The sequence below is a fragment of the Hungatella effluvii genome (genome assembly GCF_003201875.1).
Lineage (GTDB): Bacteria > Bacillota > Clostridia > Lachnospirales > Lachnospiraceae > Hungatella > Hungatella effluvii.
This window is the reverse complement of record NZ_QJKD01000009.1, coordinates 73,679-97,417: the sequence shown is the minus strand read 5'-3', so window position 1 is coordinate 97,417 and position 23,739 is coordinate 73,679. Positions and strand designations below refer to the sequence as shown.

At 50.7% G+C, this 23,739-nt stretch carries 19 protein-coding genes and 1 tRNA gene; 1 reads left to right on the top strand and 19 read right to left on the bottom strand.

Annotation, left to right across the window (positions count from 1 at the left end):
- Positions 1-20: 20 nt before the first annotated feature.
- From DFR60_RS17310 to DFR60_RS17235, 16 genes are all read right to left on the bottom strand, one after another.
- On the bottom strand, positions 21-1,544 hold the full coding sequence (locus DFR60_RS17310; protein ID WP_110324025.1) for an aldehyde dehydrogenase family protein: 1,524 nt from the start codon (positions 1,542-1,544) through the stop codon (positions 21-23).
- 18 nt (positions 1,545-1,562) lie between these two features.
- Positions 1,563-1,871: a BMC domain-containing protein gene (locus tag DFR60_RS17305; protein ID WP_002602422.1), complete on the bottom strand. Its 309-nt coding sequence runs from the start codon at positions 1,869-1,871 to the stop codon at positions 1,563-1,565.
- A 31-nt stretch (positions 1,872-1,902) separates the two neighbouring features.
- Complete coding sequence (locus tag DFR60_RS17300; RefSeq protein WP_002602421.1) at positions 1,903-2,199, bottom strand: BMC domain-containing protein; 297 nt, start codon at positions 2,197-2,199, stop codon at positions 1,903-1,905.
- 15 nt (positions 2,200-2,214) lie between these two features.
- Positions 2,215-2,502 carry an ethanolamine utilization microcompartment protein EutM gene (gene eutM, locus DFR60_RS17295; protein WP_002602420.1) on the bottom strand — a complete coding sequence of 96 codons (288 nt, stop codon included), beginning with the start codon at positions 2,500-2,502 and terminating at the stop codon, positions 2,215-2,217.
- A gap of 384 nt (positions 2,503-2,886) precedes the next feature.
- Positions 2,887-3,744 (bottom strand): MerR family transcriptional regulator, encoded by an 858-nt coding sequence (locus DFR60_RS17290; RefSeq protein WP_110324024.1) that lies wholly within the window; start codon positions 3,742-3,744, stop codon positions 2,887-2,889.
- Between the two features lie 133 nt (positions 3,745-3,877).
- Positions 3,878-5,251, bottom strand: coding sequence for an argininosuccinate lyase (gene argH, locus DFR60_RS17285; RefSeq protein WP_110324023.1), 1,374 nt, complete (start codon positions 5,249-5,251; stop codon positions 3,878-3,880).
- Between the two features lie 13 nt (positions 5,252-5,264).
- Positions 5,265-8,318 carry a YfhO family protein gene (locus tag DFR60_RS17280; protein ID WP_243005110.1) on the bottom strand — a complete coding sequence of 1,018 codons (3,054 nt, stop codon included), beginning with the start codon at positions 8,316-8,318 and terminating at the stop codon, positions 5,265-5,267.
- Between the two features lie 90 nt (positions 8,319-8,408).
- Entirely contained in the window at positions 8,409-8,834 is a 426-nt protein-coding gene (locus DFR60_RS17275; RefSeq protein ID WP_002602416.1) for a GtrA family protein, read from the bottom strand.
- Between the two features lie 87 nt (positions 8,835-8,921).
- Positions 8,922-9,920: an FAD:protein FMN transferase gene (locus tag DFR60_RS17270; RefSeq protein WP_432764119.1), complete on the bottom strand. Its 999-nt coding sequence runs from the start codon at positions 9,918-9,920 to the stop codon at positions 8,922-8,924.
- 68 nt (positions 9,921-9,988) lie between these two features.
- Positions 9,989-10,789 carry a sirohydrochlorin cobaltochelatase gene (locus DFR60_RS17265; protein ID WP_110324020.1) on the bottom strand — a complete coding sequence of 267 codons (801 nt, stop codon included), beginning with the start codon at positions 10,787-10,789 and terminating at the stop codon, positions 9,989-9,991.
- 438 nt (positions 10,790-11,227) lie between these two features.
- Complete coding sequence (locus tag DFR60_RS17260) at positions 11,228-12,418, bottom strand: iron-containing alcohol dehydrogenase (RefSeq protein ID WP_110324019.1); 1,191 nt, start codon at positions 12,416-12,418, stop codon at positions 11,228-11,230.
- 115 nt (positions 12,419-12,533) lie between these two features.
- Complete coding sequence (locus DFR60_RS17255) at positions 12,534-13,454, bottom strand: LysR family transcriptional regulator (RefSeq protein WP_110324018.1); 921 nt, start codon at positions 13,452-13,454, stop codon at positions 12,534-12,536.
- On the bottom strand, positions 13,451-14,125 hold the full coding sequence (locus tag DFR60_RS17250; RefSeq protein ID WP_002602411.1) for a redox-sensing transcriptional repressor Rex: 675 nt from the start codon (positions 14,123-14,125) through the stop codon (positions 13,451-13,453). The genes DFR60_RS17255 and DFR60_RS17250 overlap by 4 nt, the downstream gene beginning before the upstream one ends.
- A 38-nt stretch (positions 14,126-14,163) precedes the next feature.
- Positions 14,164-15,873: an ABC-ATPase domain-containing protein gene (locus DFR60_RS17245; RefSeq protein WP_110324017.1), complete on the bottom strand. Its 1,710-nt coding sequence runs from the start codon at positions 15,871-15,873 to the stop codon at positions 14,164-14,166.
- Entirely contained in the window at positions 15,870-17,003 is a 1,134-nt protein-coding gene (queA, locus tag DFR60_RS17240; RefSeq protein ID WP_110324016.1) for a tRNA preQ1(34) S-adenosylmethionine ribosyltransferase-isomerase QueA, read from the bottom strand. Before queA ends, DFR60_RS17245 begins: the two co-directional genes overlap by 4 nt.
- Positions 17,004-17,097: 94 nt before the next feature.
- Positions 17,098-17,970: a hypothetical protein gene (locus DFR60_RS17235; RefSeq protein WP_110324015.1), complete on the bottom strand. Its 873-nt coding sequence runs from the start codon at positions 17,968-17,970 to the stop codon at positions 17,098-17,100.
- A 115-nt stretch (positions 17,971-18,085) separates the two neighbouring features.
- Here DFR60_RS17235 and DFR60_RS17230 point away from each other — a divergent pair.
- Positions 18,086-18,157 (top strand) — tRNA-Arg (locus DFR60_RS17230).
- Positions 18,158-18,246: 89 nt separating this feature from the next.
- Here the strand turns inward: DFR60_RS17230 and DFR60_RS17225 are convergent.
- Genes DFR60_RS17225 through DFR60_RS17215 form a run of 3 tightly spaced genes read right to left on the bottom strand, consistent with a single transcriptional unit; the run spans position 18,247 to position 23,506 of the window.
- A complete protein-coding gene (locus DFR60_RS17225; RefSeq protein ID WP_243005109.1) occupies positions 18,247-20,493 on the bottom strand; it encodes a hypothetical protein in 2,247 nt (748 codons plus the stop codon).
- 17 nt (positions 20,494-20,510) lie between these two features.
- Complete coding sequence (locus tag DFR60_RS17220; protein WP_110324014.1) at positions 20,511-22,037, bottom strand: subtype B tannase; 1,527 nt, start codon at positions 22,035-22,037, stop codon at positions 20,511-20,513.
- Entirely contained in the window at positions 22,037-23,506 is a 1,470-nt protein-coding gene (locus tag DFR60_RS17215) for a PTS transporter subunit EIIC (protein ID WP_110324013.1), read from the bottom strand. Before DFR60_RS17215 ends, DFR60_RS17220 begins: the two co-directional genes overlap by 1 nt.
- Positions 23,507-23,739 lie beyond the last annotated feature (233 nt).

Here is a 23,739-nt window from a genome sequence, read left to right as displayed (position 1 = left end):
GTATTACCCCTCTTTCCTGCTTATTCTTCTTCGGCCATCCACTCCAGGAGCTTCTTCATGGCCCGCTCCAGCTCGTCATCCAGGCTGTCATCCCTGCCTTCCGGGACCGCCGTCTGTCGGGTTGTGTTTAAAACCGCGGCATCGGCGCGGCCGGTCCTCTGCTCTGCGTCTTCAACCATCCGGTCTTCGATCTCCCGTACTCCGTATCCCACATTTCTGACGTAAATCAGGTTCATGGGGGAAACGCTGTCCGAGGTGATTCCGACCCCGGCGGTAATGCTTCCAAGCGTCATGGCCGGAAACAGATTCGTCGTCACGCCCATACTTCCGAATACAGCCGGGGTGTTCACCAGCATCCTGGCGACCGGTTTCTTCAGTGCGAACTGGCGAATGACCTCTTCATCCTTCGAATGAATCACAAGTGTGTGTCCATGGCTTTCATTTGCCAGCAGTTCGATGCATTTCTCACAGGCGTGAACCCAGTCATTTTCTATGTAATACACCAGAACCGGACACAGCAGCGCCCTGGCGTATGGATTTCTGTCTGAAATATACTTCTGTTCGGAGACCAGTACCTTTACCGTATCCGGAACGGAGAATCCCGCCCTCCTGGCCAGCTCCCGCGCCGGTTTACCCACCAGCTCAGGGTCCTGACTGCCATTTTCGGGACAAAGCAGCCCGATCAGCTGTTTTTCCTCGTCCCGCGACATGAAGTAGGCGCCGTTTCTCTCAAATTCCCGTTTCGCCTCACCGGCGATGCAGCTGTCTGCAACGATATACTGTTCCGCCGCCGGCACGATTCCGTAATCAAAATTCCGGCTGGCCACGATGGCCTTTACCGCCCTCGGTATGTCCGCCGTCCTCTCGATAAACGCGGGGGAACCTACGGTTCCTCCATAGATGAACGGTTTTCCCGCGGCCTTCGCGGCCTCTGTCATCTCCGGAACGCCGGTGCCGATCACCAGCGATACGGCCGGATGGCCGATCAGCTCTTCCGTTCCCTGACGCGTCACGGTGCCTAAGCAGGAGAGCGCGCCATCCGGAAGTCCCGCCTCAGCAGCCGCTTCCATCAGAATATCCAGCGCTCTGCCTGTGGTCTTCGCGGCCCGCTCATGGGGAGCGAAGACGATGGCATTGCCTGATTTCACCGCGATGAGCGCCTGATAGATGGCCGTGGATACCGGATTGGCAGACGGTGTCAGCGCTGCGATAATTCCTAACGGTACGCCGACCTTCATCATTTTCTCTTCCCGGTCCTCCGAGATGATTCCCACAAAACGCATGGTCTTAAGCTTCTCGGGCAGGTATTCGCAGATATACCGGTTTTTCCTGTATTTATCCTGCCAGTTTCCGTATTCCGTCTCCTCGCAGGACATGACCGCCAGCTCCCTGGCGTGTTTTGCCGCCGCCTGCGCCATATGTACCACAATGCGGTCCAGCCTTTCCTGTTCAAAACCAGCCAGCACTTTTCTCGCCTCTCCGGCATTTTCCATCAGGATTCTGGCTTCCTGGACAGAAAGCAAGTCTTTATCAACAAAACGCATTGCCTACGCTTCCTTTCCTTACTCCGCCGGAAGAAGATTCTTTAAGGAGTAACGTGTGATGATCTTCTCCAGATCAGGATGAGGCCTCGGGATTACGACAGAGCTGTAAACCTCGGCTCCCATAGCTTCCACTGCCTTTACTCCGGCATCTACCGCCGTCTTACATGCTCCCACATCACCGCGCACCAGCACGGAAATGTATCCGGAAGCCACATTCTCATATCCAATCAGTTCCACATCGGCCGCCTTGCACATCGCATCCGCGGCTTCCAGAACGAATACCAGGCCAAATGTTTCAATGGAACCAATGGCTTCATATCTTTCCATAAAATTTTTCCTTCCTGCCGTTTATCTGTTCTTACGCATCAACATCGTGTACGGATACAATATCGCCTACTCCCTGAATCGGTCTCGCCATTACATTCTTAGCCGTCAGCTTTCCGATGGCCGCCGCTGCCGCCGCTCCGGCCTCCACAGAGGACCGTACCGCTGCCACATCTCCCTTGACCATGATGGTCACAAGGGTGGAACCTACGTTTTCGTAGGATATGAGTTCCACGTCCGCTGCCTTTAACATCTTATCCGCCGCTTCCAGCGCGGGTGTCAGGCCGATGGTCTCCACCAGGCCCAGTGCCTCTTCTCCGTAATATCTCACCTGCGCGACCTCCTCCTATTCCGGTTTTCTGCAGACCGGAAGTATGCACTCCACTTCTGCATGAGGACGTGGGATTACATGAACGGATACCAGCTCGCCTACGCGCTGTGCTGCTGCCGCTCCTGCATCCGTCGCAGCCTTTACAGCTCCGACATCGCCTCTCACCATAACGGTAACGAGACCGCCGCCTACGTGTTCCTTGCCGATTAAGGTGACATTCGCCGCCTTTACCATGGCGTCCGCCGCTTCGATCGATCCTACCAGTCCTTTTGTTTCAATCATTCCCAATGCATCGTACTTCATGAAATATCCTCCTTCTGGATTTGAAAATTAGATACATTATCTAATTTTTATCTTCAATCCATCTTTTTTATATGCATTTAGTATAGTCCTTCCCCCTATGTGGAATGTCAAGCCTCATTTTTTACGCTATTTTTCTAAAATATTTTTATATTATTCTTACTTTTATTTCATTTTCTAAATATTTTTTAGTATAATACAGGTAAATCTGCATAATGCACCTTCCCCTTAGGGTAATGTTAAAACAATAACAATGCCGTCAAACCATGATACAGCGTAATTTTGCATAAAAAAAGACAACCATCTCCCTGCGAAGCTATGGTTGTCTCCTCCAAACCTTCCCCTTGAGGGGAAGGTTTGGGCATCATATTATTCAATTTACACAAATTATCTGCACTCTTCCATCCGGGTAACCGGCACCAGTATCTCCGTCACAAACTCCGACGGCACCCGCGTCGTCCAGTAATCCACCACATACCGTTCAAACGATTCCTCGCCGCAGACATATCCTTTTCTCGACGCCCATTCCTCAATCTTCCCGTACTCCCGTCCGATTGTATCCAGGGATCCCACGTGATAGACCGAAGCCATCATGGTTCCGCCCAGCGTCTTCAGTTCCGCATCCTTTACCAGCGGGCGGAGCGGCATCTGCATAATCCTGGCCCGCTTACACGTCCCATCCCGCTTCTCACGAAACGATGGGAAATTCAAGATAACCGGCCCTGTGATCTCGTTATGTATGCTTTCCAGATAATTCACCCACGGAATATTGATGATCGATTCCATGTAATTGTATGAAAAATCCTGTTCTTTACTGCAGTACACCGTAGAATTCACATATTTTATCGTCACATCGTGTTCTTTGCGCTGAGAAACAAGCTCAGCCTCACGGACGAGCTCATACCAGTCCTTCACGGCGGTATAGCGGTATAACAGCTCCTGCCGTTCGGTCTGCAGTTCCTCACTCTTGCTTAAAAAGCTTCGCTCCAGGCATTGATACGTACTGCCTTCCACCAGACTCTGCATCTGTTCCAGACTGAACCCCATCTGTTTATAATACTTAACGACCGGAACCAGAAGCAGTGTCTCCTCGCTGTAATAGCGGTAATTGTTCTCTTCGCTTACCATATCCGGAGAGATCACTCCGATCTGGTCGTAAAAGCGAAGTGCCTTTTTCGACACATTGCAGATACGGCTTACTTCACCGATAGAATATAATTTTTTAGCGTTTTGCCTTTCCCCCATAGCAAACCAGACAGCCTCCTCTGATCAGATTTTGTTTACCTTTCCGTATAAATCATCTAATATACTTTAGTATAAACCTTCCCCTATAGAGGAATGCAATAGTTTTTCTGAGGAATTTTCCAGAATATGGATTTTACTTTTCCAGCCTCTCTCTGCACGCTTCTATCACTTTCTTCATCGCATCCTGTCCCGGGGCGCCGATGGTCATACGCTTTTTCACACACGTCTGCATGCTGATGGCGTCGTAAATGTCTTCCTCAAACACGGGGCTGATCGCCTGGAACTCTTCCAGGGACATATCGTCCAGTGCAATTCCCTTCTCAATACAGTATAATACCAGCTGTCCCACGATTCCATGGGCGTCACGGAACGCCACACCGTGGTTCACCAGATAATCCGCGGCATCCGTCGCATTGGTAAAGCCGTTCTTCGCACTCGCTTCCATGGCATCCTTCTTGAAGGTCATGGAGGAAATCATGCCGGTGAAGAGCGCAAGGCAGCCTTTTACCGTATCGATGGCGTCAAAGGTCAGCTCCTTGTCCTCCTGCATGTCCTTGTTATAGGCCAGCGGAATCCCCTTCATGGTCGTCAGAATGGAGACGAGAGCGCCATAGACCCGGCCTGTCTTTCCACGGATCAGCTCCGCGATATCAGGGTTCTTTTTCTGAGGCATGATGCTGCTTCCGGTGCTGTAGGAATCATCGATCTCCACGAACTGATACTCGTTCGTATTCCAGATGATAATCTCCTCGCAGAAGCGGCTCAAATGCATGGCAATCGTCGACAGCGCGCTGAGCAGCTCGATGACGTAATCACGATCCGCCACGGAATCCATGCTGTTTAACGTCGGTCCGTCAAATCCCAGAAGCTCCGCCGTATACTCCCGGTCCAGGGGATAGGTGGTGCCTGCAAGCGCGCCGGATCCCAGCGGACAGTAGTTCATCCGTTTTCTGATATCGGAAAGGCGGGAACGGTCGCGGTCAAACATCTCAAAGTAGGCCCCCATATGGTGAGCCAGCGTGATGGGCTGAGCCTTCTGCAAATGAGTAAAGCCCGGCATATATGTGTCCAGATTCTCCTCCATCAGCTTTAACAGCTCTTCCAGAAGAGATTTGACCAGACCGTCCAGCTCATCGATCTCGTCTCTCGTATACAGCTTCATATCCAGGGCCACCTGGTCGTTGCGGCTTCTGCCTGTGTGAAGGCGTTTTCCAGCCTCACCGATGCGCTCCGTTAAAACTGCTTCCACGAAGGAATGAATATCCTCGTGCTCCGCCGTAAATGTAAGCGCTCCGCTCTCTAAATCCCTGCGGATTCCTTCCAGCCCCTCTATGATCGCATCTCTGTCTTCTGTCGTCAGAATCCCCTGCTTTGCCAGCATTTTTACATGGGCAATGCTGCCTTCGATGTCCTGATGGTAAAACTTCTGGTCAAAGGAAAGGGAAGCATTGAAATTGTGTACCAGTTGGTTCGTCTCTTTTGTGAAGCGTCCGCCCCATAATTTCATATTTCATTTCTCCTTAGCATTTTATTCTTCTGCGCATGACCGGTTTCTTTCTGCGGCCTGCGGTAATTCCTGCAATGAGAAGCAGCATAGCGATGCTGCCCGCCGTGATCATTCCACCCGTCTTTAAGCCCTGCGGCATATAGCGCAGCTCCACGATATGCGTTCCGGCCGTGAGCCGCACACTTAAGAAGGTGTCGAACAGCTTATACGGCTCCGTCTCTTCTCCATCCACCAATATGGACCATCCCTTGTCATAAGGAATGCTCAAATAGAGGAGACCTGCCTTTTCGGCGTCGATTCTTCCGGAGATTTCCGTATCTGTCTTCTTCGTCAGCTCCATGGAATTTCTGTTTAACACATTGTATACCGATTCCAGGCCTTCCGGAATGAACCGATAAGCCATACCAACCAGATCCTGCTCGTTGTCATCGTTGCGGAGCGTCACTTCCTCGCCCGCTGAAATCCATCCCAGCTCCAGCATGTATCCTCGGTTAATGTTGTCGAAGCTCTTCGTATTTTCCCCCATCAGGGCGCTTACCTTTTCCACCTTCTTGTTGCTCACATAGACGTAATAATCGCCCGACACCTCCGGTGTAAAGGTGAAGCTGGTTCCGAGGATCTCGCTCGGCACCTCCTCCAGAACAGGGCTGGCTCCCAGCACCACGGCAAGATCGTTCTGCACATCCGCCGGGTTGGTGATGTCTAACTGCCAGTTGTCCTCAAGATCGTAAGGGACCATGACTCCGAGCGGCAGCGTAAATTCATTGCGGTAGAGATACGTATGGTCCTCCACCTCCATCGGAGTGAGGAGACCGGTGTCGGCCGGTGTCTCTGAATACAGCGCGTATTTTACGGAAAACAGCGAATCCACCAGCGGCGTGCTGCCGGTGATGCTGTAAGCGTTGGTGGAACTCTCGCATCCCAGCTTTTTGAAGAACTTTGATAAGTCCGCGTTGGCTGTGGACGAGAACAGGGATACGGACGGGAAATTCATCCACGCGCCGTCATTTTTCGTCTTCCTGGTGACCTTTTCCACCCGGTAAAAGGAAGGATCGCTGATCCCTTCCGTCAGCCGCACGCTGGCGTCATTATCCTTTACGTAGCTGGTCCGGCTGGTCGTGGTAACGCTCGTCACCGTCGTATTGACCGCCGCTTCCACCGAAACGACTCCCAGCGCCAGCAGGATGACGAGATTCCGGTTGACCCCCTTCTGATACAGACAGATCAGCCCCGCATAGGCGGAAAGGAATAGAATCGCCACATAAAACACAGAAAAATGGTACGCTTCATCCGTGATCAGCTTCTGAGCCATCAGCACAAATACGATCGCTGCAAAGAACGCCAGCACCACATGCTTCCATGGCGTCTCCTTCAAATGACTGTACGCCTGATAACACATCAGAAGCATCAGGAAAATATAGATGAAGGACTGGCGGCACGGAAGGCTGTTGGGATAATGGAACCCGTGCCAGATAAAGTTAAGTACATTGAACGAAAAGCTGGCAAAAAAGAACAGCAGCAGACCGCAGTACACCACTTTTTCCCGCCGTTTGATCTTCCGGTTCACAAGATACAGCAAAAACAGCATAAGGACCGCCACGCCGCAGTAGATATTCGGCCAGTGATCCAGTCCGATCTCCGTCTCCACATCCGGCAAGTGTCTCGCCAGCATATCAAAGATCGGAAAATAGGAGGTCACCGTCTTTGGAAAGTTAAAATCTCCGGACGCGGTCATCTGCAGCGCGTAGATCTCCGGAAGGAGCACTGCCGCGGCCAGACCGCCCGCCAGAAGGGAAAACACCGCAAAGGAACTGATATTTACCATGTAATCCTTCCACGATTTCTTTCCATCCATCACAAGCAGGGCGATGAAGTACAGCACCATAAAAATACATATCATAATGGATATGTAATAGTTTGATAGAATAGATAACCCCAGAGTAATACAATAAAGAAAACATTTCTTTTTCCGTACGAGGCGCTCCAGCCCCAGCATGATCAAAGGGAACAAAAGGATGCAGTCCAGCCACATGATATTCCAGCTGTAAGCCGCCATATAACCGGAAAGCGCATAAAAAATGCCGAAAAATGCGATCCCGAAATCCGAGGTTCTGCAGTGCTTCCGCAGATAGTAGGCGAAGCTTAACCCGCTGAGACCGATCTTGAACACGATCATATAGGTCATGAACTCGATGATATACGCCTTGGGGCAGAGCACCAGAAGCCAGTTTAAGGGGCTGGCCAGATAGTAGGCGTAGAGGGCCGCGAAATTCACGCCCATTCCCACATCCCAGCTGTACAGAAAGCTGCCGCCATGGGTCAGCTTGTGCTGAAATTCGGAGAAGAACGGCGCATACTGGTGGTACATATCCGTTCTTAAGAAGCTCTCCTCCCCAAACGGAAAGATTCCGCGCTGGGCAAAGATAATGATCATAATAATAATCGGCACAAAAAATGCAGCCACAAGTCCATCCGACGGCCGTATCAGGCTGATGCTCTCTCTGCCATCCCGTCTCCGTTTCCGGGTACGGTCACCACGGACCGGATTTTCCTGATCCGGATACAGGCCCTCATCACGGACTGCATACCCGGCGTCTTCCCGATCCGGAAATTCTGCGTCTTCATCGTATTCGTATTCTTCCTCTTCCACGGGTTCCAGAAAAAGCTCCAGAGAATCCTCGTATTCCTCTTCAGCCGCCGTCTGACCGCCCAGCAGGTCAAAGGAATCCAGGCTGTCACCGGGATCCGCGCACAGTTCCGGCGAATCCGTTCTATCTCCCGAATCCGTTCTGTCTCCCGAATCCGTTCTGTCTCCCAAATCTGTCCTGTCTACCGAATCCGTCCCGTCTACCGCACCGGCCTTCACTTCCGCCTCCCCATGTTCAACGGCAGACGCGTCCGCGGCAGAATCCGACGACACCGTATAGCCATCGCCCAGGTCCAGTATAAGTGAAAAATCCTCCAGGGAAGCGGACGGTTCTTTTTCGTCCGCCCCATTCTCCGAAGGTATCAAATTTTTCTTCTCCGTCTCAGTTTCCCCACTGCTCCGTATTTTCTCTGATGTCATTCTTAGTATGTCCTCTAGTTCTTTAGAAATCTTTTCAATCTCGTCATCGCGTTCCATATGCAGTTACCTGGCCGTACTTCGGCCAACCTTTCACAGGGATTTTTCTTCGCTCTTCCTGAATATAAAAAGTTTACTGAATACGTAGTTTACAATTACAACAATCACAGAAACTGCAATCTTGCTGATATACTCGTCCATATGAATCCATGATACCATGACAATCATAAAGACCATCTCCATTACACCCGACACGGCTCTGCACGCCACAAACGACGTGATCTCCTTCATGACAAAGGCCGGGCGCATATTATAGCTCTGAAATACGAAAATCTTATTCACAATAAACGCAAACAAGACAGATACGGCCCATGCCACCGCTGTCGCTATGCGGTAATCGATATGAACCTTTACCATGGCCGCATAGACCACCCAGTTCACCAGTGTGGTCAGTACCCCGAAGATCAGATAAGAAATGACCTCCCGGTTCATAACCTTGTCCCATATTTTTTTAATCATAACACTGCTCCTGTCAAAATTACATTTCTTCTATTGTAGTATAGTGCCGGAAAAATGTAAAGCAAATCCCCATGAATAAAGGAATCCTTAAGATTCTTTATCCAGGAACTGCTTTGCTCCCTCCGAGTATACAATCTCATAGTCATCGGTGATAAACACACCGTAGGCGCCGTCGATGGAATCGAGCAGGTCCTTTCCCTTCTCCAGTCCCATGGAAAAGCAGGTCGTGGAAAGGCCGTCCCCATCCACGGACAGATCGGAGATGATGGTTACCGATATGAGTCCGTTCTGATACGGATACCCGTCTCTGGGATTTAATATATGGTGGTAATTCACCCCATCCTTTTCAAAATGGCGTTCATAGACACCGGATGAAACGACAGACATTCCGTCGATGTTCAGCGTCGCAATCGTCTCATTCCGGTCCGCATAAGGTTTCTGAAGGCCGACCTTAAACGGCGTTCCATCGGGCCTTTTTCCGATACAGAGTACATTGCCGCCCAGATTGATCACGGCGCTCTTCACTCCCTTTTCGACAAGATAGTCCTTCATGCGGTCCGCAATATAGCCCTTGGCTATGGCCCCCAAATCAATGGCCGTATCCGGCGAGTCAAACGTAAGGGTATTCCCAGCCAGCTCCAGATTCTTCCAGTTCACCTTGTCCCTGGCTTCCCTGATCTCGGTATCCGAAGGAACTATATGTTCATCCGACGAAAAATCCCACAGGGAGCTGAGCGGCTCGACAGTAATATCAAAATCCCCCTCCGAGACTTCACTGTAATGAATACCCTTTTCCAGCAGAGCTGCCACATCGTCTGAAACGGTCACGGTCTGCTCATCCGCAGAACGGTGGTTCAGCTTGTAAATCTCGCTTCCCTCGATGGTTCTGCTGAATATATTCTCATAGGAACGGCACAGTTCCAGGCTGCCGTTTAACAGGTCCGGATCATCCGTATCATACAGAGTCACGGTTACAAACGTATTCAGCATAAAACTGGACTTTGTAATTGGTTCGATCTTTCTGGCGCATCCCGACAGCAGCCAGATGGAAGCGGCAGCCGCAAGACAAACCGCGGCAGCCGCCATTCTCTTTCTTTTTTGCATATTACCTGTCCTTTTCCTTATATAACGAATAGTGTCATTCTAGCAAAGCGCTATTTTAAAGTCAAGGACCGCACCGCCATTTTCGCGTGATCTACAAACATTCTGCGGATCCCTTCCAACTCTCCCAGCCCCTTCAGCCGGCACACTACCTCATATCCGTCCGCCTGAAATACGCTCTTCCACGAGTCCTCTTCGTCGCCTGCCATATCGTTGTTGGCATGGTCTCCCGCCACGATCATCAGCGGCTGAAGCACCACCCGGCGCGCACCTGACTGATCCGTCTCGCGCTTCATATCTTCCAGCGAGGGCGTCGCCTCCACAGTCCCGACATGGTACCGGATGTATCCCTGTTTCTTAAATTCCGCGGCAAGGCGCACATAGACCTCATTCGCCGCATGTTCTGTCCCGTGGCCCATGAGAATGATCTCCGTTCCTTCCTGATCAAATTCCTTCGTATCCTCTGCCAGAATGCGGACGAGCCGCTCATAGTCTTCATCTGAAGTGAGCAGCGGGGCGCCTACGGCCACTGCCTCAAAGGAAGCCTCATAGGGACTCATCTCCTCCATCATGGCGTTGAATTCTTCGCCGTTCATGACGTGGGTGGGCTGGATCAGAACCCTTTTTATGCCCTGATTTAAAAGTCTTTCCATCGCTTCCGACACTCCGTCGATCGAAATGGAATCCCGTTTTTTCAAAATATTAATAATCACCCGGCTGGTAAACGCCCGGTGGAACTCGTAACCATGAAAATGTCCGGCGATCGTCTTCTCAATCTCCTCAATGGTCTTCTTACGGCTATCATTATAACTGGTTCCAAAACTGACCACCAGCACTGCATCCTCTTTTTTCATCCGCCAGTCCTGTCCCTTCTTTTTTGGTTCCCTGATACCTTAACACAGATAAAAAGCGCTGTCAAACAGCTTTTTCGGTTTCAGTTCACAGCCCTGTCGATCTCTGCTTCCCGATCTGCCCCGGCTGGCTTATGCGTGGTTTCCAGTGACTTTGCAGGGGATTAGCAATTCTTAACGCGCAGGATTTTTTGTTCAGGGGAAATTCCCACCTGTCTGAGCGCAGCGAGTTTGGGAATTTTCCCTGGTTTTTAGAAAAATTCTGCACGTTTAGAAGTGCTTATCCCCGAAACCGGAACTGGAAACCACGCATAAGCCAGCCGGGGCAGATCGGGAAGCAGAGATCGACAGGGCTGTGAACTGAAGCCTTTTTCACGCACCAGAGGCGCAGGACCATACGATCCTGCGCCCCCGGCACACATTGCATTGCTAAATAAAAGGTTAAAAATCAACTTCTTTATCATAGTAACAACAGGTTAACAGCTTCTCCATTTCGGCCGGTGTAATCGGTCTCGGATTGGACCCGGTGCATGCATCACCGACTGCCAGCTCTGCTACTGACGGTAATTTTTCATTGAATTCTTTCTCGTCGATGATTCCGCCTTCGTACTCTTTGATGCAGGTTGGAATATTCAGCTTCTCATTCATCACGCGGAGTTCTGTGATCAGCGCATCCACAAGCTCCTCATCGGTGGAACCCTTGAGGTCAATGAAACGTGCAATCTCAGCGTAACGCTTTGCCGCTTCCGGTTCTTTTGCGTTAAACCTGATTACTTTAGGAAGATACATGGCATTGGCACATCCATGTACGATGTGGCCGCCCGAATATGCGGCACCCGTCTTATGGGCCATGGAATGAACTATGCCCAGAAGCGCGTTGGAGAATGCCATTCCTGCCAGGCACTGTGCATTATGCATGCGGTCACGGGCAGCCATGTCTCCATTATAGGAATCGATTAAATCGTTATGTATCATCTTGATGGCATGAAGCGCCAGCGGATCGGTATAATCACAGTGGAGCGTGGACACATACGCTTCGATAGCGTGTGTCATGGCATCCATACCGGTAAACGCGGTCAGCTTGGCCGGCATCGTCTCAGCCAGATCCGGATCAACAATCGCAACGTCCGGAGTGATGTTGAAATCAGCCAGCGGATATTTAATACCCTTGTTGTAATCCGTAATTACGCTGAATGCCGTTACCTCGGTAGCAGTACCGGAGGTTGACGGAATCGCACAGAATCTTGCCTTTGTACGGAGTGTCGGGAAGTTAAACGGAATGCACAGATCTTCGAATGTGGTATCCGGATATTCATAGAATGCCCACATCGCCTTGGCCGCATCAATCGGAGAACCTCCGCCGATCGCCACGATCCAGTCCGGACCGAACTCACGCATCATCTCAGCGCCCTTCATAACGGTATCCACGCTGGGATCCGGTTCCACACCTTCAAATAATTTCACTTCCAGGCCTGCTTCTTTTAAATAGTCGATTACTCTATCGAGAAAGCCAAAACGCTTCATAGAGCCGCCGCCTACTACCACGATTGCCTTATTTCCCTTTAAATTCTTAAGCTCTTCAAGGGCTCCTTTTCCATGATACAGATCTCTTGGTAATGTGAATCTTGCCATAGTAAAATCCTCCTCGCCATATTTTTATGCTGATCTTATTGTAGACTCAGGGAGGAAAAAATACAAATGTAAATTCGCATATATCAGTATATAAATATCGATATATAGATACTGATTAAAATTCACCCATCAGGTCTGCCTTTACCTGCTCCAGTTCTTCCAGAAACAGCCGTTCCCATTTCCCCATCTTATAACCATTTCTGTAGACGAGGACATCGCGGTACCGGTGATTTCCGTCTGCACACGGCTTCTCGGTCAGTCCGTGCTGCCTTAAGACAGACGGCGGCATGGGGGATACCCACATATAGGTGTCGCTGTTCTCATGGAGAAGCCCCATCTGGGTTCCCCTCTCGAAGATATAGATCCTGTTGGCCGGCGGGCTGTCCGCGGCCTTCAATTCCCGATGGCCGGAAGTGCTGCCGTCTCCATGGGTGATCTCGATGTAGGGCAGCAGATCGCCTGGCTCTATGTGGCCGGCTAAGGCCAGGGGATGGGCCTGCGACATCAGGAGGCGTTCATCGTATTCCAGCAGAAGCTCCGTCTTCAGCCCGCATTCCGCGGCCTGCTTGGCGTAATATGCCTCTGCGGACGGTTTATAGCGGATGATCCCCAGCTTATACTCCCCACGGTCCACATCACGCAGAGTGTCGGCGGAATTCGTCTCCCGAAGCCACAGATTCATGCCTTCCTTCCGGTCAATCCGCTTCACGAACAGGGAAAATGCATAGCTGATATAGCTGGCCCGGGGCATGGACAGGGCGAACTCCACACCGCCTGCCTTCGCAGGCTTATAAAGCGCCTCCATCTCCTCTAACTGAGCCAGCACATTTCTCGCATATTCCAGAAAGATCCTGCCTCTGGCCGTAGGGACGACCCCCTTGGGCGTCCGCTTGAAAATGGGTGCTCCCAGGCTTTCCTCCAGCGTCTTTATGGCCTTGCTCAAATTCGGCTGGTCCATGTAAAGGTTTCCGGCCGCCTGAGTGATGGAACCGGTCTTTTCAACCTCCACGGCATATTGCAGCAATACGGTATTCAAACACCATTCCCCCTCACTGCATCCTTATCCGTCTCATAGAGATATTTTGACAGCGCCGCCAGAGACACGGCCATATTCTCATTCTGAACCAGTACGTGATCCGGAACGTTCAGATGAATCGGCGCGAAATTCCAGATGGCTCTCACACCTCCGTCCACCAGCCTGTCACACACCTCCTGCGCGGAATCCGCCGGAACTGTGATAATGCCAATATGGATATTCATTCTCCGGCAGAGATTTTCCAGTTTCTCCATGGGAAGAATCATCTTTTCCCCAACCTTCTGCTCCGCCTTTTTGGCGTCTCCGTCAAAAGCCATGACGATCTCCACGCCGTACTGCTCAAACCCGCGGTACGATAAAAGCGCCTTTCCAAGGGAACCTGCGCCCACCAGGACGGCCTGATTCGTATTATGGTACCCCAGAAATTCCTCAATGTCATCGATCAAATCCTTAACTACGTAACCCGTCTTCGGCTTCCCCGCCGAACGCGCCACCATAGCGATATCCTTTCGGACCTGAACCTCATTCAGCTGCAGATCCAGTGCAATCACCGGCGCGGAGATATTGACAAGCCCCTCGGAATCTCTGCGCTCCAGGTAATGATGATACACAGGAAGGCGTTCCAGCGTCTTTCTGGAAATCCCCCCAACCAGATGTTTTTTTTCTTCCATGACTGACCCCTTTGCTAATCCAGCTAACCGCCTGTTCCCTAAAACATCAGACTGCGGCAGCGATTGATACAGGCAAATATCTCCTGACGCCTCGGCATGCATAAATTAACCGGCAGATATCCGTCTTCCGCCAGTGCCGCAAGGCCCTCCGCCGCAACCTTCTTTTCCAGCAGGTCCACGATCTGAATCAGATTCCGCCTGCCATCTATAAAATGCGTTCCCGCATATTTTAACAAATATCCCAGAGCCGCAATCTGCTCCGTATCCGCAATCTGTTCCACAAAACGAAGCTCCACCACATCCCGGTCAAACTGCAGGCTGTCACGGCCCAGAACCTTCATCTTAAACCGTTCGTCCCTGCCTCCGGACTTAAACCTCTTCGGTACCCGTTCAAAGGAAACCGTCGTTAATTTAAGCGACTGGACGCCTTCTCCGAACCCGGCAGCGGCCTCCTTCGCCTCTTTGGTCACTTCCTTCGGCACATAGCAGTCCATCTGTATGACACGGTCCGCCACATGGAAATAGGCGCCCGAGCTTCCGGCTACCAGAATCGTGGAGATTCCCTGCTCGTCATAAAGCGCCCGGACCCGCTCCACAAATGGTGTGATCGGTTCCTGATCCCGGTGCACCACCATCTGCATCAGCTCGTCCCGTATCATGAAATTCGTCGCGCTGGTATCCTCATCCACCAGAAATGTCTTTGCTCCGCTCTCCATCGCTTCCACCACACCGGCCGCCTGCGACGTACTCCCGCTGGCATCCTCGGTGCAGAACCGTTTCGTATCCCTCCGATCCGGAAGATTCTTTATGAACAGGGAGATATCCACATTCTTGACGCTCCGTCCATCCTCTGCGCGCAGCTTCACCGCCGACGCTTCCGTGACGACGTACTCCCTGCCATCTCCGGCGATATGATTGTACACGCCCGACTCGAGGGCTGAGAGAAGCGTGGATTTGCCGTGGTAGCCTCCGCCCACGATCAGAGTTACACCCCTGGGGATGCCCATCCCCTTAATCGCCCCTGCATGAGGAAGCTTCATCACCACTTCCATCGAAGATGGGGACGTAAATGGAACCGCCTTCGCCATCGGCCGGTCCGATACCCCGGATTCCCTCGGCAAAATGGATCCGTTCGCCACAAACGCGGTGAGTCCCATGGCAGAAAGCAGCCTTCTCGCTTCCTCCTGGTCCTCCGCCAGTTCAGAGACTTTTTTCACCTTCTCCCTCTCTGCAGCCGGATAGGTTTTATAAAAACACGTTCCCGCCACGCACTCCGGCAGAAATTCAAACAGAATCTTAATCAGTTCCCCGGAATTAATCGTCCTTCCGTTCGCCGGAAATCCGACTTCCATACGGATCAAAATGTCTCCATCCTCCGGATCTGCAACACACGCGGTTCTCTCCAGAATCTCCTGGCCGCACCGGCTGACTGCGATCAGCCCGCTCTTTCCCGAACCTCTCGCCTTAAAATTGTACCGTTCCACCTTGGCGGCGAATTTACGAAGCAGCAGGTCCTGCAGCGCCACCCTCTTATGACTCAGGTGATAGGACTCTGCCGGAAAACATGCTTTCTTTCCCTCCACCCGGATGCTGACCCTGGACGGCGACGCAAACGGGTCGCCCTGCACATGGTCGATGCTTAAGGTAAAGTCTGGAAACTGGTAAACACCCTTTGCTCCCTTGTAGGCAGGATATCCCTTCCGGTCAACGGAGCGGAGAAATTGTCTCAAATCTTCTGCTGATTTCATTTTTCCGTCCTTTCCCCAGCCTCGTTACCGACCTGATCTCCATCACCGGCCTGATCTCCATCACCGTTCTGCTCTCCAACATCGGGAACCGCTCCCTCGTGAAGATCGGTGATAAACATGGCATCTCCAAAACTAAAGAAACGATAGCGCTCTCTGATGGCTTCCTCATATGCGTTTAACACGTGCTCTCTGCCTGCCAGAGCCGAAACCAGCATGACGAGTGTGGATTCCGGAAGGTGAAAATTGGTTATCAGGCAGTCCAGCGTCTTAAAACGGTATCCCGGATAGATAAAGATCTCTGTCCATCCGCTCCCCGCCTTCAGCACGCCGTCGTCCGTGGAAGCAGACTCGACAGTACGGCAGCTGGTGGTTCCTACGCAGACAATCCGCCCTCCGTTCTTCTTCGTATCGTTCACCTTCTTCGCTTCCGCCTCGTCCACAATATAGAATTCGGAATGCATGTGGTGCTCCTCGATCTCATCCACTTTGACCGGCCGGAATGTGCCGAGCCCTACATGAAGCGTTACATGGGCGATCGCGACTCCCATAGCCTCGATCTCCGCCAGCAGGTCCTTTGTGAAGTGGAGTCCCGCCGTGGGGGCCGCTGCCGATCCCTCATGCTTTGCGTAAACGGTCTGATAGCGGGTCTGGTCCTTAAGCTGGTGAGTGATATACGGCGGAAGCGGCATCTGGCCCAGCCTGTCGAGAATCTCCTCGAAAATCCCCTCGTAGGAAAACTGTATCAGCCGGTTTCCTTCCTCTACAATATCTACCACCGTACCCGTCAGCAGCCCGTCGCCGAAGGTAATCACCGTGCCGATCTTCGCCTTTTTTCCAGGCTTCACCAGCGTCTCCCATATGTCATTCTCCCGTCTTTTTAAGAGCAGGATCTCGATCTTCGCCTCGGTTCCTTCCTTCACGCCGAACAGTCTGGCCGGGATGACTTTCGTGTCGTTGATGACAAGGCAGTCTCCCTTCCTCAAATAAGAGAGGATATCGCGGAACGTCCGGTGTTCAATTTCTCCCGTCTTTTTATCGAGAACCAGAAGCCGGGAAGACGAACGGTCCTCCAGCGGGTCCTGCGCAATCAGCTCCTGCGGCAGTTCAAAATCAAAATCTTTTACATTCATGTCTCTTCTCCTTAATCTCAAAATGCTTCCCTGCACGGTGCCACGCAGAGAAGCATCTGTTGTTATGTATGTTTTGTCATTCGTTTCCGGACGTTTAGTCTCCGTTTACCGTCACTTCATTTCCGGAAGCTTCTACTTCGTCTCCGCCGTCGGTGCCTTCGCTCTGAACGGATTCTCCGGATTCTCCGTTTTCTCCGCTCTCACCGTTTTCCCCGACGCCTTCTGCCCCTTCACCGCTTTCTGCCTCTTCACCGCTCATCAGTGCCTGATAGACAGCCAGAAGGTTGGAATCCGTTTCCAGTGCGGTACGCAGGCCGACATTGACTTCTTCCGCCATACTCTGCACGGCCTCCGACTCGTTTACTTTGGCCATGTACGCCCCTTCCTCCGGAGTGACTTCCGCCATCATATGCCAGCTTCCGTCCGCTCCCCGCTTCACAAAGCAGGCAAACAGGCTCGGAGCCATGGTATCCGACTGACGGAACTTGATCTGAAACCTGGTATAGACCACCAGGGTATTTTCCTCAGGGCCGTTCACGCTGTAGCAGGCAATATCGTTATAACTCTGATAGTATTTTACTTCTTCCTCCATACGAAGGCCTTCTTCTCTCAGTTCCTCCGGTGAAGCGCTGTCTCCGTATACCTCTGCAAGACCATTGATATCGCAGGTCCTTCTCGCCTTAAAATAAGCCTCCATCAGGCTGCGGATCTCTTCCCCTGCCTCTTCCAGATGATATGCGGTGTCCTCTGTGTCCCCTGTCTTCTCTTCTTCTGTCGCTTCCGCCGTTCCGATTTCGATCTGTGAAACAGCTTCCGTCGATTCTCCCTCTTCCCCCTGCGGCCTGTCCGCCATAACGATCACAATAATCAGGATAATCACAACAAGCGGAATCACCATAAACTTTAAATATCGGATGGTTTCTTCATCTGCAAGACGTTTTTTTAAGTTTTCTAACAAGTCCTTCATACGGGCCTTAACCTCCTGGAGATTCAATCTCCGTTTTATTCTAACAAACTATGATATAAAAATCAATAAAAATAGTCTTGCAATTCATAAGAAAATATAGTAGAATATGAAAGATGCATCTGTAGCTCAGTGGATAGAGCAGTGGCCTCCGGAGCTGCGTGCGTAGGTTCGATTCCTATCAGGTGCATTCCTGTTAATTACGGAAAAGCAGGCCAGATACCTTGATTTTACTTGGTATCCGGCCTGTTTTTTTATTCTCTTAGCCAATCTGGTCACTTATTTTCGGTAGGTATCCGCATTCGCTGCATCAACCGCATCCCACATCCTGTCAGGAAAACCATTTCTGAGCCATGGCCACCAGTTATCACGGCCATCCGCTTCCGGCGCGATCCAGTCAGGATAACGGCCATCACTGCCATATTCAAAGTGATACCCCTTGTTCAGTCCATTCCACGTTGCATGCATATCGTCAGCATTTGTCAGCCAGCCGCGCTCTATTCCTTCCACCCATGGCCACATGGAATGTGCAACCCAGTAATCATGGCCGAAATTATAGTCTTTAAATTTCTCGTAAAAATCATCCGTCTGCGGGAATGCATACCCGGCTGCCGGTTTTAATCCATTCGCTCTCGCCTCCGTGGGAGTCATCTGCACACCGCGAAGATCATTGCCGTCCCAGCCAGTTAAAACGATTTTGTTAAAAATAACATTTTCCCCATTAACCGTCTTTGTCTCCGTTCTGTAAGTCATGGATCCGTCTTCATGTTCAATTGCAGATGTCGTATCATAGATAACCGCCTGATTCCAGAGACGGATATTTAAATCCTGTGCGCCTGCTGCGTCATATAAGGCGGCGGCATCTTCCGAATCAACAAGGCTTCCTCCATTTTCCTCCGAATAATACGCCCTGGTTCCATCTTCATGTTCAATATAAAGCGCATACTCAAAGCCATGCATCAGCTGCCTCCAGTCTGTAAGCGTATCTTCCTCAAAGCCGTAAAACTGGTAAACGAGCACCGCTCCGTTGGGATTCAGTCCGCCATGCTGCACCTGGTAGACATATACCGACGCAATGTCATAGCTCTGCGTAAACGCTTCTTCTGCTGCGCCATCTGCGCCGGAAACCGCATCCCGATTCACGGTAATAACCATATTGGTATAAACTGGCGTAAATGCCATCTGAACATAGGGAACCGCGATTTGTGTCTCCGTCCCTTTACTGTAAACATAATAATCCGAGTCTGGCGTCAGCCTTAGTTCATCCCCGTATTGGCTGTACAGCGTCACGGCAGCATCAGAAGCCGTCAGCGCCGACGCATCTACGCCTTCCGGCCATGTAATATAAAAATCGTCCTGCTTCGTATCACATAAGACCGGTTTTCCTTCATAATCGGCTCCGATCCACGTCCATACCGGCCCGTTCTCTGCCCCGGCTTTCCGGCCGGCCTCATTCCCTAAAACGGCGTTTTGCCCCCTTTCATTCAGAGTACGCTTTTCGGCTCCCGTATCTTCATAATCATAAACATTGATATAGTCAGCCAGGGTGATGCGTGCCTTATCGGAAGCGTCTCTTCCGTAAACGTAATAACATACGCGAAATGTGGAATCAGGAACCGGAAGACCACGATAAGTCAGTCCGCTTACGGTCAGATTAAAGTAATACTGCCCGTTTCCATTTCCACCAAATGCAGTCCAGTCGGGGCCGCCCTCGCTGAACACCTCCGATTCGCTGCCTCTTACCTTCGCACGCGAAAACAATTTTTCTACTTCTGCTTCGTCAAAATGGTACTCATACCGTCCCTCCGACCACGCTGCTGCGTCAAGGCTGATGACCGGATCTGTAAATTCATCCACGCAGTAGCCATCTCCGTCTGTCATTGCCAGCTTAGCAGCCTCGGTATTCACATCATCGAGTCTGGTTCCTTCAGGCATTGCAAGGGTAAAATACGCAGCTGCGCCGGTCACTGCAGCCATTCCGGAGGTATTTGCCGCCACCACTCCTTCAGAGGCGTCAAGGGTGATATCCAGTTCCGGAATCGTATAACTCCCCACGTTTACCTTAGCCGTCTGCTCCTCTGGCTGAACATACACAGCAGCCGTACCGCCAGCGGTAAATCCATGAATCGCGGAAGTATCTAATGTAATTTCCATTGATGTCCCATTATCGCTTACGGATTCCGCTGTGGCCACTCCACTGTTCGTAAAGACTGCATTTCCATCCTGTGTGACAAACCAGCCCGTCACATCCTCTCCACTGGCGGCGGCGAACGCACCCTCTGTCGCTTTCAGTGCGACTGTCAATCTCTCATCTCCGCTCGTCAGCTTCACAGAATCCCCCGATAGTTCAAATACCAGTTCAGAGGAGTCCGTCCCACGGTTCCCCGCTGCAGTTTCGGCCGCCGAATCGGTTGATGCCGCTTCCTTCTTCCCATCATCAGAGGAAGCGCCGCACGCCGTCGCTGCCAGGATCAGAGCACCGGCAATAACAGCCATTGTATTCACTCCAAAAATCTTCTTCTCCACTGTATTTTCCGTCCTTTTTATTGTTGTCCGCAGATTGTGTCAATCCATGCGAATAATTCCTGCAAATCATAATCTCCGCTGTGAGGAATTCCCCAGGGCAGGAAAAAATCCACATCATACCCATTATTTTCAAGTAAAAGGGCTAAGATAACCGGAATTGCGAACGATGTATCCCGGTCAAATGATCCGTGACGGATTCGCCAGTGTTTTGCCGTATCCGCATTTCCAATGTACTGCGTGGGATTCAGCATACGAATGAGCTGCGCGGGAGCCATCTCTGCCTCGGTCTCCGTGTGCTCCATGGAAAATTCAGAAAAATGCCTGGCTTCCATTTCCATAGAGCCAAATTCCTCATTTTCAGGACTCTTAAGATCTGTAGCGTCAAAAGCTGGGGCCGGTTTCATCCGGGTAATCGCTTTCATATATGCCTTCCAGTCCAGCCCGACCGCACTTTCTCCCAGAATCGTCAGAGCCGGAAATGTATCCACAGCGCTGCCAGGCGCTGCCAACCTTGATAAATGACTGGCAGCGCCATGAAATGCCAGTTCCCTGCTGGCTGATTTTAGGATCTGTCCCTTTATATATTCCAGAAAACTTCCCTCACCATTATTATCCAGCTTCAGGCTGTTTCCATTTTCATCTTTCAGATTCAGGCTGTTTAAGTATGCCGGAAATCGGTTTTGTAATTCCTGTGACAGCTCCATCTGTCTGTCCGTCATCGTGCCTTCTTCCGGGATCCGGATTATCCCATTTTCAGTCTTCTGATGCCGGGTACGGTAGTAATCACGGATACCTCCAAACTGCCATTCATAAGCCGCGTCGGCATTTTCCAGATTATGAATTGGGCAGTAGCAGTTTGCAGCGAAAACATCGTCACGTTCGTCTGCCGCCCCGATTTCCTTCAGGTAAGGAACGTAATCCTGACTGTTTCCGGCAGCGCCGGCCAGCGCAGACAGCGCACCTCCCGCACTGGTCCCGCTGGTGATGATCCGTTCGGTATCTCCGGGAATCAGACTTCGATTATGGCGTATATACCGGATAACCGCCTTCATATCAACAATCAAAGCCGGCGCTTTGCCCACCATTTTCCCATCATACTGTCCGGTATCATCGGTCTTTCCCCCCTCAAAAAACTCTGAATTTCTCTTTCCCGAGGTTCTTCCACGCACACCACCGGAGACAACTACACAGCCATGCTCCAGTGCCGTAAAGATCGAATTGGGCATTCCGGTTCTTATATTCAGCCCCGGCTCATCCGCCGGCCCCGGCAGATAACCGCCTACCGTATTCGGTATAAAGATTGGAGCGGTATCCTTCGTGTATCCGCAGACCGTTCCCCCCTGGCCGTACGCCTCGGGAACAAATATATTCAGCTTCTGGACAGGGTCGGCCGGCCGTTCACAGTATACAATTCCAAGATAAGCTCTGCAGGTGATTTTTTTACCAGCCGCTTCATACGTTCTGGTCTCACCTCTCTCTGCATCAAATTTTAAGTTGTCATTCATTTTTATTTTCTCTTCATATTCTTTATAGTCCTGCTTCATTACAGAAGCTTCTTCGCCTTGTCGTTATTATAGATCACCAGTTCCGCAGCAAATGCAAAGATACAGCCTGCTGCTACACCGATACAGTACTTGATCAAATCCGTTGTACCGCTCGCTGCGCTTACGAAGTTGGGGAAGGAAAACAGCCCGCTGCCGCCAAACATATAGATCCTGGTTCCCAGCAGCCCCAATACGGCGCCGCCTACGCAGCCTGATAAAATATTTAAGTATAATTCTTTTTTCAGCGGAATTAATACCGAATACATCAAAGGCTCTCCCACTCCGCAAATCTGGGACAGAGTTCCCGGAAGTGCCAGATCCATGACCTTCTGATTCTTATGACGAGCTGCCGCTATACAGATTGCAATTCCCTGTGCCATACCGATCATCGGTCCGATGCTGCCGCATGCCAGCATATAATCAAAGCCCTGAACAGCAATCGTGGAAAGCCCCAGAGAGATAATAACCCAGTGCAGTCCAAACATAACGAGAATACCAAAACCCCCGCCGATCAGCGCGCCTGCAACAATTCCGCCGATCACTGGAATATTGTAAAGGAATGTAACAAACATTGCAATCACACCACAGATCCCCATGGAGACAGGTCCAATTACCAGGTATGTAAACACTACCGTGACCAGAAGAACAATAACCGGAGTCAGGATTCCCCTGATAGCCGCCGGCAGACTCTTTTTCAGCGCCTTCTCAAGCTTTGCCGCCACATATACTGCAATAATGATCGGAATAACGCTGGAGGTGTATCCGCTTCCAGGCATGACGATGGGAATTCCCAGAAATGTGTTATAATAGCTCATTTCAAATGCAGTTCCAGCAAAAACAGTTCCGGAAACCGCCAGATTGGAAGCAATATTGACCATACTGGGATAAACCAGAGTCGCACCGATGGCAGCGCCCAGAATTTCATTCATTTTAAATTTACGCGCCGCCGTAAATCCAAGTATAATTGGCAGGAAGTAGTAGAAACCATCACCGATCGAATACAAAAGCATATACAGACCGCTTGTGTCACTGACCCACCCCAGCGTAAGCGTAAGGGCAATCAGTCCCTTGATTATACCGGCTGCCGCCAACACGTGTAAGGTCGGCGCCAGAACACCGGATATCGTATCCATCAGCCGGTTGATTATTCCTGATTTCTTCTCTGATCCCACAGCTTTATCCTCTGATGTAGCATCTTCAACCATTCCACCGCCTGGACCCCCCGTCTGTTCCATAATGGCTTCATAGACTGACTCGACTTTATTGCCGATAACGACCTGGTACTGGCTTCCTGAATTGATGACTTTCAGAACACCAGCCGTTTTTGAGAGCACGTCGGTATTGGCCTTACTGTAGTCCGCCAGATCAAAGCGCAGTCTCGTCATACAGTGCGTAAGCCCCTTAATGTTTTGTTTTCCCCCAACCAGCCGGACAATATCTCCGGGCAAAGTTTCATAGTTTGCTGCCATTCCATCTTCCTCCTCGTTTTCTGAATATTATATTTATTTTTGTTGCATCTCATAAATATATTATACATCATCGTCCCTATTTTTAAATACCTGTTTTGCATAAATATTTTATTTATTTTTGTGTATATTTACTAAATTATTTATTTATAGTTGTTGTAAAACTTTGGTTTACAGAAGTGATTTTTATTTTATAATATGGTAATATAATTGTATCACTTAAATTAAATGGATGA